The sequence below is a fragment of the Desulforhopalus sp. genome (assembly GCA_030247675.1).
In the GTDB taxonomy this organism is placed as follows: domain Bacteria; phylum Desulfobacterota; class Desulfobulbia; order Desulfobulbales; family Desulfocapsaceae; genus Desulforhopalus_A.
On the sequence record JAOTRX010000009.1, the window covers coordinates 155,405 to 168,638 of the forward strand.

A 13,234-nucleotide genomic window follows, 5' to 3' on the forward strand; every position below is an offset into this window, starting at 1 on the left:
TGCTAATCTGGGCGACAATACTATGGCACGCCTCTCCACCAGAACTATTTCCGAATGGACCGCACGGGCTTTTCTTATGGGAGGAATCCCTTCTGAAGTAATTTCCGCGCGTTTTTTTCAAAAATTAGTCCGAAAGCAACCTGCGCTCCCTCGGCGATGTTGGACGTGGAATCCTAAAAATTAAAAATCTTTGCCTCCGCCGCCATATCGATAAGGTGCGGCCCGCCGTCGAGCACCATGTTGTTGTTGAACTGTGCTTCGTCAAGTTTGCGGTTTTTCGCGCAGGGTGTGCAGACCCCGACTGGTATTTCGTTTTCTATAAGATAGGGGAGATAGTCACTGACGCAGTCGCCGGTGGTGGTCTTTGCCGAGCCATCCCGGCCCTTCACCGCCCAGTCAACGCCGCTGTCGATCAGGAAGATATTCACCTTGTGACCTTTGCCATGGGCGATTTTAGCAAATTGAAAGCAGCGGGTGGCCTTTTCGTTGTCGTTCGATCTGAGTACAAAGAGAAAATTTGCCATGGCATCCTCATCGGTAGAATGGGGGGAAAGAGGCAGGTTTGCCGCCTGCCCGGAAGGGGTGGAAATGGTTAAGATTAATATACCCCATAAGTTAGCTCTTTCAATGGTATTTTAGTATGTTATCGGAGAGAATGAGGGGGATTTTGCGGGTTTTTCAGGGGGCAGTCTCCGCTCAAACATTTTGTTATCACATTGTCGTACTAGCCAAGGGGCTGAAGTGTCGGAGGAAGAGTTCCTGGAGCCGGATATCTGACAGGGAAGGGAGTGCCGCGGCCGATAATTATCTTGATAAATTTCGGTTTCCGCAGTAACAGGGGGCAAAACAGAGGAGCGCGCCGTTGTTGGCGAAATGGCGCAAGTCAACCAGGTCACATCCAGTAAAGCCGGCAGCTATGAATGATACGAAGGTCTTTGCCGAACTGTTCAAAATACTAGAAAGGTATTACGCCGGGCAGCAGGACGGCAAATTTCTTGACTACCACAGTCCAAGCGAGTTGCGCCGGATCCTCGGTCTGGACGCACCGGGGAAGACCGGTGACTGGTCTGAGATCTTTGCCTGGGTGGAGAAGTATCTCGCCTACTCGGTAAAGACCAACCATCCGATGTTTGTCAACCGGATGTGGGTGGGAGCAAATCTTCCGGCTATTGTCGGCGAGATTGTTGCCGCCGTCACCAACGCCTCGGCCTGTACCTTCGAGTCGGCCCCGGTGTCAACCCTCATGGAAAAATACATGTTTAGGGAGATGCTGGATCTGGTCGGCTTCAAAAAAGGTGAGGGCCAGATGACTACCGGTTCGAGTAACGCCAACATGATCGCCATGATGGCCGCACGCAATTGCGCCAACCGGTCGGTCAAGCAGGCCGGCCTCTTTGGCCAGCAGAAGCTCTTTGCCTTTGTCGGCGCGGATGCCCATTACTCCATGGACCGGGCGGCCAATATTTTGGGGATTGGCGCCGATCAGCTGATCAAGATTCCCCTCGACGCTTTTGGGGCAATGCTGCCGGACGAGCTTGAGCGGGCGATAAGCCGGGTTATTGCCGCCGGCGGCCAGCCGTTTTTTGTCGCCGCCACCGCCGGAACCACCGTCCGTGGCAGTTACGATCCGATCGAGGAGCTGCTGCCGCTGCGCGATACCTATGGCTTCTGGCTGCATGTCGATGGGGCCTGGGGCGGTTCGGTCGTTCTCAGTCCGTCGCTGCGTCGGAAATACCTGCAGGGGCTGGAGAATGCCGACTCTTTTACCTGGGATTTTCATAAGATGCTCGGGTCGACGCTGATGTGCAACGTTCTGCTTATCAACAATCGGGATCGTGCCCTAGCGACAGCACTCAGCGCCGGCGATGGCAGTTATCTGTTCCGCCACGAAAACACCGCCGGCATGGAAGACCTTGGGCCATCGTCGCTGCAATGCGGCCGGCGGGTCGACAGCCTGAAATGGTTTCTTGATTGGAAATTTTTCGGCCGGGAAGGCCTTGCCGCCCGGGTGGAAAGATCTCTCGACCTGTGTGCCTACGCCGAGGAAGTGGTTACAAGGAGCCCGGAGTTGGAGCTGGTTGTACCGCGAACCTCCTTTAATATCTGCTTTCGCTTCAAGGTAGATGAAAAGAACAGCAACGCTTTAAATCTGGCCCTGCGCACTGCGCTTTATGAAGAAGGGACCAGCATGGTCGGCATTGCCTATCTCGAAGAGAAAGCCGTCATGCGCCTTCTGGTGATCAATCCGGCGATGGAACGGGCCGACATTGACACCTTCTTCCACCGCCTGATCGTCAAGGGCCGGGAACTGCTGGCGGGGCTCTGAGGGTCTCGCCGTTGAGCCCAGCTTGCCCTGCCGCTATTTCCCCGCCAGCAGCCGCAGCAGGCGGATGACTTCCGCCATCTCGTCAGCCAAACCGATGGTGATGCGCAGCCAATCCTTGATCCTCTCCATGGGGAAGCGGCGTACCAGCACGCCGTTGTCGCGCAGATACTGTTGCACCTCGGCTCCGGCCATTCCCGTCATCCTGCAAAAGACGAAATTCGCCGACGACGGTAATACCTGCATGCCAAGAGCACTCAATTCCGTGGCCGTTCTGTCCCGGGTGGCGATGATCGCCCGCCGCGTCGTCTCGAAATGCTCCCTGTCTTCGTAGGCCGCCTTGGCCCCCCGTTGGGCCACGACATCGACGGTGTAGGAGTTGAAGGAGTCGCGGATCGCTTCAAGGCCCTTGATCAGACCGGGCTCGGCAAAGGCCATACCCACCCGCAGACCGGCCAGCGACCGGGCCTTCGACATGGTCTGGATAACCAGCAGGTTGTCGTAGCGGCTGGTGAGGGGGATGACCGATTCGGCGCCGAAATCGACATAGGCCTCATCAACGATAATCAGGGTGTCCGGCCTGTGCTGCAACAGTTCCTCAATCTTTTCCGCACTGACGGCAATACCCGTCGGGGCATTGGGATTAGTGAGGAGAAAGCCCTTGAGGTTGTTAGGGTAGGCGGTGAAATCGATAGTGAAATCTTCGGTCAGGGGAACGGTCAGGTGGGGAATGGCAAACATCGCTGCGTAGACCGGATAAAAGGAATAGGTGATGTCCGGGAAGGCGATGGTGTCGGTGCGATTAAAAAAGGCCGGGAAGGCCATGGCCAGGACCTCGTCGGAGCCATTGCCGACAAAAACCTGCTCTATCGCCAGGTCGTGGTAATCGGCCAGGGTGCCGCGCAGGGCGGCGGCGGTTGGGTCGGGGTACAAGCGCGCCTCCAGGCCGGTCACCGAATGCATCGCCTCGATGACCCGTTGTGAGGCCGGATAGGGATTTTCGTTGGTGTTCAGTTTGATAAAACGCCGGTCTTTCGGCTGCTCGCCCGGCACGTAGGGTTTGATGTTTTTGACGGTATCGCTGTAAAACTTATTCATAAAAAGTTCCTTGTTAATCACCAGTCATTATCGAAAAACTATCGGAGAAAGGATTGCCTCATGTGCGGCAAACTATCTCTCTCCCGGCTTTTCAGCAAGCATTTTGTGATGGGCAAAGCTCCGACGGCAGGTTGGGTAGTTTCGGCTATCTCGGCAAGGATAAGGGTATCTGGCAAAACATAACGAGGGGTTTTGCAAATTTGCCGGGAGTCAGCTACAATAGCGCCGTCATGGCCGGTGGAAATGGCCATGAGGTGTTTTCAAGCAGGCGGGTATATTCAAGAGATCCCGAGGCCGGCTGTCGATCTGTAAGCGGCCGGCTGCCGTGGGGGACTCATAAATTGGTACACGGTGTAGCGATATGGGAAAGTCATTTCAGGAACAATTGCTGAAACTTGGGCTGGTCGAAAAGAAGCAGGTGAAAGAGGCCAAGAAAGAGCAGCATCAAAAGAAAAAACAGCAGGTTGCCAAGAATGCGGTGATTGTTGATGAAAATGCCCTGCTGGCGCAACAGGCGATGGAAAAAAAGAAGGCGAGGGCGCGGGAGCTGAATCTTGAGCGTGAGGCAAAACTGCAGAAAAGGGCGGAGGAGGCGAGGGTCCGTCAGCTTATCGAGGAGCACAAGCTGGCAAGGGACGAAAAGGGAGTTGCCTACCGTTTCAATGTCCGGGGGATAATCCAGCGGATCTTTGTTGCCCAGGATGTCGCCGACCGTTTAAGCAATGGCAGTTTAGGCATTGTTGTCCTTGGTGACCGGTGCGAGATCATTCCACGGACCATCGCCGAGAAGATACAGACGATCAACGACACACTCTTTATCATCCTTAATGCCCCACCCGCCGGGACCGAACAGGACCCGGACGACCCTTACGCCGCCTACAAAATCCCCGACGACCTTATGTGGTAACCGGCTATTTGGCACTGACGTGCGGTACAAGGCTCAAACGCAGGGCCTGCGGCTGGGCGCTGATGTCGGTGATCCGGGTTTTGATGGTGACGATCTTGGCCCCGGACTTGGCAATGATTGGGTCAAGATTCTGCAGGGTGATGGGGAATTCCTGGCCGTTGAGCATGGCAACCAGTGCCTGGCCGATGTCGGCGTTGGCATCTCTGCCCCCGGGGGTGAGGTTTTTTACCACCGGTTTGACAAAGAGGATCTGCTGGGCGGCGTCGTAACGGAGTGTAGCATTGGCCTGCACATCTATCTCCACCGCCCCGACCTTCAGTTTTATTTCATGGCCGGAAATCTCGGTGGCAAATCCGAGATTGCTGCCCGCCAACTGCAGACGGCAGGCCAGCTGATTGTTGCCAAACTGGAAGTCGCGGATATTTTTGATGATAATGTCCCCTTGCACGACTTTAGAGCGGGCATCGACGCGCAGGGGCAGGATAGCGGTGATTGCCTTGGCAATCACCGATTCCGGCAGCATGAGGGTGATAACATCCTCGACGGCCGCCCGTGATATCTGTGCGGAAAAGATCAATGAAATGGTAAGTATTACAAGCGAGAGTTTTCGAATCATGGCGGTCCCTGGTTGTTTTTGCGTGCTTGAAAATGCGGTAGTAATAACGATTGCAGCAATAAAGTGCAAGCCATAAAAAGTCCGACAAGGGTGGCCTGGTCCCGGTAATCCCTGTGATAATGATGGCTTGTGCTGGAAAAGCTGGTAGGCGTGAGAAAATGGCCGCGAAAGGAAACGCGGCCGGAGTCCATCGGTTGGCTGCCGATGACGCGAATCTGTTCTCCGGCAAATGTTCGTAAGGTTTGGCTTTCGGCAAAATAATGGGCGCGATCAAAGGCGATGGGTTTGCCCGGACGCGCTTCTTTCAGGCGCAGGGTGTGGATGGAATAGGTGTCAGCTGCCTCCAGTTGTGGCAGGAAAAGGATCGGTCCGAGGAGATAGCAGGCAAGGAGAACAAGGCCACTGGCGGCCTTTGCCGGGCCCGGTTGACAAAGTGGTGCGCTGCAGCGGAGGCTGCCTTTCCAGCACCAGATAAGGACAACGATGCCCACCAGAGTGAGGCCGAGAATCACCGGATGCTCCGGCCAGGCCCGGTCGAGGTGTTGCATCGTCCAGGAATAGGGGGCAATAAAGTGGACGCCGTTGCCCCATTTTATCTCCAGGCTATCGAGGATCAGGTGCACAAGGCAGTTGCTGCCGAGAATCATGAATATCCTGCCGCTTTGCGCAGTATAGCAGGCGAGGGCCGCCGAGCCGAATAGGCAGAAGAACAGGCTGGCCTGGGCGGTGCAGTACAGCCGCAGGTCGTAGGGGTCGAAGATCTCCAGGGGGATGAGGCATTTTAGGACAATCCATGGCAGGTCGGGGATGATGCAGGCAATGATCACCCAGATCAGCTGGTCTCTTCGCAGCAGCAGGCCGCTCAGTGGGGCCTGGATGCCGATGTGGCAAAGGGTGTTTGGCAAGGCTGTCGTGGTAATTTGGGGGTGGAATATGGGCAAGGGGAAAATAAATTGGTCCTGCGTGGAGGTATCCTGCCCGGCCATTGACGGCAACACTCTAGTGCATCGTCGCGGCCTGCACAAGGCCTCTGTTTTACCGCAAGTGTGCATTTCTGCTGTGAGGTGCCGGTCATGAGCCAGGCACCGATCCTCACCGTCGCCGCCGATTGTCTCTTAACCGGCATTGATATCCCCCTTGAAGAGGCCCTTAAAGACCGTCTGACCATCACCAATCCACAGTATACCGCGGCCAAACGCTATGGCCGGTGGATCGGCAAAAAGCTCAAACCGCAGTTGAAATACTACGAGCCGGTGCCCGAGGGCCTGCGTTTTCCCAGGGGCTTTGCCAACCAGGCGGTGTTGCTTTGCCGGGACCACTGTGGCAGCGATCCGCAGATCGTCGACAAGCGGCGGCTTCTGCCGGAGGTCGCTTTTACCTTTTTAGGTGAACTCCGCCCCTACCAGCAGGCGGCGGTGGCGGCGGCCACCGGCAAATCCTTCGGGGTCATCGAGGCCGGTACCGGCAGCGGCAAAACGGTCATGGCCCTTGCCCTCATTGCCCTGCGGCGGCAGCCTGCCCTGGTGGTCGTTCATACCAAGGAGCTGTTTTATCAATGGCAGGAGCGGGTGCAGAGCTTTCTCGGTCAGGAGCCGGGCCTGGTGGGTGACGGTAAATTTGAACTCCTGCCGGTAACGGTCGGTATCGTCAATAGTGTGCGCAGCCATCTGGCCGAACTCATCCCCCATTTCGGTCACCTGGTCGTCGATGAATGCCACCGGGTCCCCGCCAATCTCTTCACCGATGTGGTTTCGCAGTTTGACTGCCAGTATCTCCTTGGACTGTCGGCCACCGCCTTTCGCAGCGACGAGGAAACCACCAAGCTGATCTATTACTTTATGGGTGATTGTCTGCACCGGGTCGACCGCGACGAACTCAAATCGACCGGGGCCATTCTCGCCCCCTTGGTTATCCGGACGCCGACTGCCTTTACCTATCGCTATCGCGGCGATTACCAGGCGCTGATCAAGGCCCTGGTGCAGCATGAAGGTCGGAATATGCAGATCCTCGGCGATATCATCAAGATCGTCGGCGAGGGGGAGGGCGGCACGGTGCTGGTGGTGTCCGACCGGATCAGCCATTGCCGCTTTTTCGTCGAGAAATTGCAGGGGCGGGGGGTGAAGGCGGCGCTACTGTACGGCGGCATAAGTCCCGATGAGCGCAATGCCGTGGTCGCGGCGGTACGGGGTGGCGAGATTGCGGTACTGGTCGCCACCCTGCAGCTGATCGGTGAGGGCTTTGACTGTCCGGGGCTGTCAAGCCTGTTTCTCACCACGCCCATCAGCTTTGAGGGGCGGCTGCTGCAGGTCATTGGCCGCATCCTCCGCCCTGCCGCCAATAAGCGGGCCAGGGTCTTTGATTATCTGGATGAAAATGTTCCAGCCCTTCGCCGTTCAGCCAAGGCCAGGAGCCTTGTTTTGTCGCAACTTTAATGGCTTATCGGGAAAGCCCGATGCTCGGTTGCCGATGAAACTGTTCTTGCATCTTTCGTGTGAATAAGGTATCCTGTCGAGTTTCAAACAATCATATTTGGACTTTCAAGGCACTGCTAGTTAGGGAGAGTGCTTTTTTTATTTCTAATTTCAAGTTGTTATAGTCTTTGTGGCAACGGTGCAAGGTCATCGCTCTCGGCGGACCTTGAAGGATGCAGGATGGAACAGAAGAAGATTCGCAACGTGGCGATCATTGCCCACGTTGATCATGGCAAGACAACCCTGGTAGACCAGCTTTTTAAACAATCCGGGATGTTCCGCGACAACCAGGAGGTCACCGAAAGGTTGATGGACTCCATGGATCTGGAGCGGGAGCGCGGCATCACCATTACCGCCAAAAACGGTTCCTACCAGTACAAAGACTATTGGATCAACATTATTGATACCCCGGGCCATGCCGACTTTGGCGGTCAGGTTGAGCGTGTATTGCAGATGGCCGACGGCGCCCTGCTTCTCGTCGATGCCCAGGAAGGGCCGATGCCGCAGACCTATTTTGTTCTAAAAAAGGCCCTGCAGAACAAGCTGCCGGTCATTGTCGTCATCAATAAGATCGACAAACCGGCCGCCCGCTGCAGCTGGGTGGTCAACGAGGTCTTCGATCTCTTCGTCAAACTTGACGCCCCGGATGATGTTCTTGATTTTCCGGTGGTGTACGCCTCGGCCAAGAATGGCTACTCCCTCCTTAATCCCGAGGATCCGGTGGAGAAGGCGACCGGTATGGCCCATATCAGCCAGATGATCGTCGATCACACCCCCGCCCCCAGTGGCTCCAGCGAGGCGAGTCTGCAGATGCAGGTCGGAACCATCGATTATTCTCCCTACCTGGGACGCCTTGGTATCGGCAAGGTGGTTAACGGCACGATGCGCCTCAATCAACCCATCGTTGTCGCCCGGCGCGACGGCTCCATCAGCCCGGTGCGGATCTCCAAGATCTTCCGTTTCGAGTGTGATGCCAAGGTGGCGGTCGAGTCGGCGGGTGTCGGCGAGATTGTCGCGGTTGCCGGCATGGACGATGTGACCGTCGGAGTCACCTTTACCGATCCCGACAATCCCCAGCCGCTGCCGCTGATCACCATCGATCCGCCGACCATTTCCATGAACTTCATCCCCAACGATTCGCCCTTTGCCGGCAAGGAGGGGAAATTCGTCACCTCCCGGCATATCGGCGATCGTCTGCAGCGCGAGGTCCTGGCCGATGTCGCCCTGCACTACGAGGTGCTGACCGATGCGGTGGGCTTCAAGGTTTCCGGTCGCGGCGAGCTGCATCTATCCATCCTCATTGAGAAAATGCGCCGTGAGGGCTATGAATTCCAGGTCACCAGGCCGCGGGTCATCATGAAGGAGGAAGACGGCAAATTGCTTGAGCCCTACGAACGGCTTACCGTCGATGTTGATGAACTGTATCAGGGCGCGGTAATCGAAAAGCTCGGCAAACTGAAAGGCCAGATGGAAGAGATGGATACCAGCCGCGGCATGGTCCGCCTGGTTTTCACCATCCCGACCCGCGGCCTGCTCGGCTACCGTTCACAGTTTATGACCGATACCAAGGGCATGGGCATGATGGCCTATGTCTTTTCCGAATACGGACCTTACGCCGGCGACATCGTCAACCGGGTCAACGGTGTTTTGGTGGTCAAGGACCCTTGCACAGCGGTGGCTTTCGCCTTATTTAATCTCCAGGAGCGCGGCAAACTCTTCATTCATCCCGGCGCTCCCCTGTACCAAGGGCAGATAATCGGCGAAAACAGCAGGTCGGTCGATATGGTGGTCAATCCGGGAAAAGGCAAAAAGCTCACCAATATGCGGGCCTCGGGCACCGATGAGGCGGTGGTTCTGACGCCGCCGGTGGCCATGACCCTGGAAGATTGCATCGCCTATATCAATGACGACGAACTGGTCGAGGTGACACCGGCCTCGATCCGTCTGCGGAAGAGACCAGAGGTGAAGATTAAAGGGTAATTTCATTGTCAATCAAAAAGCACCTTCCGCTTGCGGCTTGGCCATCTTGATTGACAAATGAAATAAGGTGCCACATGAAAGAATGGGCGATTTTGTTTGGGGCAGTGGTAATCGGTCTGGCGACTATCGGATTTGTCGCCAAAAGGTTCGGCGGCAGCTGCCCACCCTGAGTCATGGCCTACGGATCCATAGGTATGGGTCTTTTAGGTTACTGGCTGTTGAGTACCGTGTTCTAACTCTTGTCCTTAACGGCGTAATAATCGGCCAGTATCTTGGCATGATCGAAGGCCAGATCGGGCAGGTTGTTCTTTCCAAAAAGCTCTGCTCGGGCGGCATCGTCGCCCGCTCGCGGGGCGCCTTTCGCCTGGCCGATAAAGACGGTTGAGGCGGTGTGGTGCCGGGCATCCCTTCCCGGATCGGAATAGGTATGAAATTGCCGAAGGCCGGTCACCGTAAGTCCCGTCTCCTCCTCGGCCTCACGCAGCGCCGCCGTCTCAAACGACTCGCCGTAATCAACAAAACCACCGGGTAGGGCCCAGCCAAAGGGCGGGTTTCTTCTTTCGATTAAAACAATCCGCTCACCTATCTCGATGATGATGTCGACGGTGGGCAGGGGATTCCGGTGTTTTTCCACTTCATGGCCGCAGTTCGGGCATTTCATGACAATTCCTCAGGGGGCAGGGCAACCAGCGCCCTGATTTCATGCCAATCGGCAACCGTCTGCAGGTCGTGACGATTTCTGTTCCAGGGCTGGCTGAAGACGTAGGGGATAATGGCCTCTTTGGCGAGTTGGATACAGGTCTCGGCCCGGTCGTCGATAAAGAATTTCAGGCCGTGCTGGTGGATATGGCGGACTTTGTCATTGTGGTCGCCGGTGCCGACAACCCGGATTCTTTCCCGGGTTTCGCCGGTGAAGAACTGCTCCAGCCAGGCGAACACCGGTTTGGTAATCGGTCGGGCGGTGATGATCGTTACCGGGCCAATCTCCGTAAAGCGGCTGATGCATTCCACCGCCCCGGGCAGGGGCTGCAGCTCGGCCGCTACCGAGTCGGTGAGGATATCGGTGAAGATCTTTTCCACCAGCGGCTGGGGAATATTCAGGCAGTTCTCCAGCTCAAAGTTGGTTATCTGCTCGGCGGTGAAGGTGCAGTAGCCGTGTTCCCTGCAGGCCAGACGGATAAAGGCCTCGGCGGTGTCGGCAATGACCCCGTCGAAGTCGAAGCCGAGTTCGCTTACCTGGATGGGCGGGATGGGGGAGGTGGAGACGGCTGTGGTCATTGGAAAAATTGCCTTACTTGAGGTAGCCGGCTTCAATCGCCTTCACCTGCCGGCAGAGGAGGTCGTTTTCCGGAGTATGGATTCCATAATTGCGTCCCTTGACGACAATCGCGCCGTTGATCGCCTCGATTTCCGTGCGCCGCCGATTGCGTACGTCCTGAAGCATCGAAGAGACGTTCTCGGCGGTCTTGCTGCAGACCGTGCGGGTGGCGAGATACGGGTCGCCCATGACGTCGACGCCTTCCGCCCTGGCAACCCGCATCGCTTCATCGACCGCGGTCTGCATTCGCAGGTCGGCGCCGGCAATGGTCAGTAGTTCGCCGTTCTTGCAGGCCAGAATGGCGGTGAGGGCATTGATGCCGACATTGATAAACAGTTTGGCCCAGATCCTTGCCAAGACGTTGCTGGAGCCTTCCACCTGCAGGCCACCGGCGGCAAAGACCGCCTGCAGTTTTTCGAGGAGATACGCCTGGTGCTCGCCTGGCTTTTCAAGAAAACCAAGATATGTTGCGCCGCTGCCGGCGTGACGGACATGCCCGCGCTGCAGCAATGTCGCCCCTTCCGTGGTAGTGCCGAATGCACCGGTGGCTTCGCCGAGCAGATCAAGCATCGACAGGTGGCTGATGCCGTTTTGCAGGAAGACCACCAGGGTTGTTGCGGTCAGTAAGGGGCGGCAGAAGGTGAGGCTGGCCTCGACATCGTAGGATTTTACGCAGAGCAGTATCACGTCAACCGGCCCCAGTCGGGCGGGGTCAGAGGTTGCGTTGATTGCGACGGTTTGGCAACGATCGCCTAACTGGTAGACAATACCGTGTTCGGTAAGGTAGCTGGCGCGTTCATCGTTATGGTCGAGGATCGTCAAAACGTCTTCGGTTGCGGCCAGGCCCCTGGTGATGACCGAGCTGAGCAGGCAACCGAGGGCGCCGGGACCAACGAGGAGGATATGCATGAAAAGCCTTCTTTAAATTGGTGCCATAGTGGGCTGTGGGATACCGTGGGCGTGTGCTTTGCCTCTGCAGCCCGCTATTTGCTCAGCGTCGCCTGTTCAACAATCGCTGCATATTTGTAGCCCGCGCCAAAGTCTTTGTCAGCCGCCAATATACCTTCCATAACGACGATAGTGTCGACTGCCAGGGTGGCATCGGTGGTGAATACCAGGTCGTGGGTGTTGTGCAGCGGGTCGCCGGTGCCGTCCTGGATGTGTGCCCAGTTTTTGCCCATGATGCTCGGACTGAATTTGACGACCTTGCCGCGCAGACGAACCTTCTTGCCGGCGAGGTCCTTGCTGCCGGCAAAGATTTCGGCAACGGTGTAGGCGTTATCACCTTCCGCCTTGGGAACGGAGATTTCCTGTAAAGGGGCAATGGCCATGGAACTGCCGCCGGAAACCTGCTCGGCAATCGGTGCCGAGGGGCCTGCGGATTTTTGTTCGGCCTGCAGGGCAGCGGCAAAGGAATCGCCGGAGGCCGGAGCAGCGGCCACTGTCCCGGCAGTTTCGGCAAGTCCAGCGGAGAAGATGATCCGTTCAAAGGTCTTGTTGAGGGACTTGCTGGTGAAATTAGCCATGGCCATTCCCTCATAGTAGCTGACGATCCCGCCCTTTTTCACTGCGGTCTCGGGGATTGCCACCCATGTCTCCGTGGTCCCCGTAGCAACGAGCATATAGGTGTAGCCGGAGGCATTCACGGTGTCGATTACCGTGCCGGTTACGGTTTTGGCTTCTCCGGCTGCCGCTGTCTGTGGCATGGCCGCCGCCGGCCCTGGCAAGAAAGCCGGGTTCGTGGCAAAAAACAAGGTGATGGCGAATAGGATGCATCTGCGAAGCATTGTGGTACTCCTAAAGATCAAGAAAATTGACAGTTGACACCGTGAGTGGATTGATCGGGCGCAGGCCGCTTTTCTGGTGAATTTTTGTTCTTGGTTTTTGGCAACAAAAACAATCCCCTGAAGACTAATCATTTTCAATTAGAAAGGCCAGATGCTCAATTAAACTGCGTGTCCAGATGGCATATGCCGCTTCGGTGAGATGCACCCCATCTTCCTGGAAGAGTTGTTTGTCGGAACTGGCGAAGCGTTTGTGGATATCGAGAAAACAACTGCCGGTAACCATGGTCAGTGCTTCTATGTGTGCGTTAAGACTGGAGATTGCATTTTCCGGCAGATGCGGAAGGAGCATGGGCAGAAGACTCGTGACCAGGATTTCCGCGGCAGGATAATCATTACTCAGTTCAATGAGGATATTTTTCAGGCTGGCATGGAAGTCGTTGTTACCGGCGAGCAGGTCATTGGTGCCAACCATTATAACAATGACTTCAGGGCCTTGTGTCTTGGCCTTTATAGCTGGCAGGGAGGCGAGAAGATCCTCCGCGGTGGCGCCGGGGACGCCGAAATTTTCGACCTTACAGGCGGACATATGGGCCTGCCAGTTGTGATCCGCAACAAGTGAATCGCCGAGAAAGAGAAGTTTAATCATGGTGTTATGGTGTCAGTTGGTAAGTGAAAATGATTGCATTCCCCACCCCGATACGGGTTACGGAATGAGTTATGAAGGATGAATGCCT

The 13,234-nt window shown here is 56.3% G+C and carries 13 protein-coding genes; 4 read left to right on the forward strand and 9 right to left on the reverse strand.

From position 1 onward, the window contains the following. Window positions 1-173: 173 nt before the first annotated feature. A complete protein-coding gene (locus OEL83_18075; protein ID MDK9708955.1) occupies window positions 174-524 on the reverse strand; it encodes a DsrE family protein in 351 nt (116 codons plus the stop codon). Window positions 525-916: 392 nt separating this feature from the next. Between OEL83_18075 and OEL83_18080 the strand changes: the two genes are divergently transcribed. After that, window positions 917-2,326 carry a PLP-dependent decarboxylase gene (locus OEL83_18080; GenBank protein ID MDK9708956.1) on the forward strand — a complete coding sequence of 470 codons (1,410 nt, stop codon included), beginning with the start codon at window positions 917-919 and terminating at the stop codon, window positions 2,324-2,326. 33 nt (window positions 2,327-2,359) lie between these two features. Here OEL83_18080 and hisC read toward each other — a convergent pair whose 3' ends face one another. Beyond that, window positions 2,360-3,421, reverse strand: coding sequence for a histidinol-phosphate transaminase (gene hisC, locus OEL83_18085; protein ID MDK9708957.1), 1,062 nt, complete (start codon window positions 3,419-3,421; stop codon window positions 2,360-2,362). Window positions 3,422-3,782: 361 nt separating this feature from the next. Between hisC and OEL83_18090 the strand changes: the two genes are divergently transcribed. Further along, complete coding sequence (locus OEL83_18090) at window positions 3,783-4,328, forward strand: DUF2058 domain-containing protein (GenBank protein ID MDK9708958.1); 546 nt, start codon at window positions 3,783-3,785, stop codon at window positions 4,326-4,328. A 4-nt stretch (window positions 4,329-4,332) separates the two neighbouring features. Here the strand turns inward: OEL83_18090 and OEL83_18095 are convergent, their stop codons facing one another. Both OEL83_18095 and OEL83_18100 read right to left on the reverse strand, forming a co-directional pair. After that, the gene (locus OEL83_18095) at window positions 4,333-4,944 is read right to left on the reverse strand and encodes a hypothetical protein (protein MDK9708959.1); all 612 of its coding nucleotides are present in this window, start codon (window positions 4,942-4,944) and stop codon (window positions 4,333-4,335) included. Further along, the gene (locus tag OEL83_18100; protein MDK9708960.1) at window positions 4,941-5,849 is read right to left on the reverse strand and encodes a hypothetical protein; all 909 of its coding nucleotides are present in this window, start codon (window positions 5,847-5,849) and stop codon (window positions 4,941-4,943) included. The genes OEL83_18095 and OEL83_18100 overlap by 4 nt, the downstream gene beginning before the upstream one ends. Window positions 5,850-6,017: 168 nt before the next feature. Here OEL83_18100 and OEL83_18105 point away from each other — a divergent pair, with 168 nt between their 5' ends. Together OEL83_18105 and typA are read left to right on the forward strand one after the other, a co-directional pair. Further along, window positions 6,018-7,376 (forward strand): DEAD/DEAH box helicase, encoded by a 1,359-nt coding sequence (locus OEL83_18105; GenBank protein ID MDK9708961.1) that lies wholly within the window; start codon window positions 6,018-6,020, stop codon window positions 7,374-7,376. Between the two features lie 219 nt (window positions 7,377-7,595). Further along, window positions 7,596-9,395 carry a translational GTPase TypA gene (gene typA, locus OEL83_18110; GenBank protein MDK9708962.1) on the forward strand — a complete coding sequence of 600 codons (1,800 nt, stop codon included), beginning with the start codon at window positions 7,596-7,598 and terminating at the stop codon, window positions 9,393-9,395. A gap of 232 nt (window positions 9,396-9,627) precedes the next feature. Here the strand turns inward: typA and OEL83_18115 are convergent, their stop codons facing one another. From OEL83_18115 to OEL83_18135, 5 genes are all read right to left on the reverse strand, one after another. Continuing rightward, window positions 9,628-10,056, reverse strand: a complete 429-nt coding sequence (locus OEL83_18115) for an NUDIX hydrolase (GenBank protein ID MDK9708963.1) — start codon at window positions 10,054-10,056, stop codon at window positions 9,628-9,630. Continuing rightward, a complete protein-coding gene (locus tag OEL83_18120) occupies window positions 10,053-10,673 on the reverse strand; it encodes a hypothetical protein (GenBank protein MDK9708964.1) in 621 nt (206 codons plus the stop codon). The genes OEL83_18115 and OEL83_18120 overlap by 4 nt, the downstream gene beginning before the upstream one ends. A 13-nt stretch (window positions 10,674-10,686) precedes the next feature. Continuing rightward, window positions 10,687-11,622, reverse strand: a complete 936-nt coding sequence (locus OEL83_18125) for a 2-dehydropantoate 2-reductase (protein ID MDK9708965.1) — start codon at window positions 11,620-11,622, stop codon at window positions 10,687-10,689. Window positions 11,623-11,696: 74 nt separating this feature from the next. Further along, complete coding sequence (locus OEL83_18130) at window positions 11,697-12,500, reverse strand: DNA-binding protein (GenBank protein ID MDK9708966.1); 804 nt, start codon at window positions 12,498-12,500, stop codon at window positions 11,697-11,699. 124 nt (window positions 12,501-12,624) lie between these two features. Further along, entirely contained in the window at window positions 12,625-13,146 is a 522-nt protein-coding gene (locus OEL83_18135) for a GDSL-type esterase/lipase family protein (protein MDK9708967.1), read from the reverse strand. Window positions 13,147-13,234: the final 88 nt, after the last annotated feature.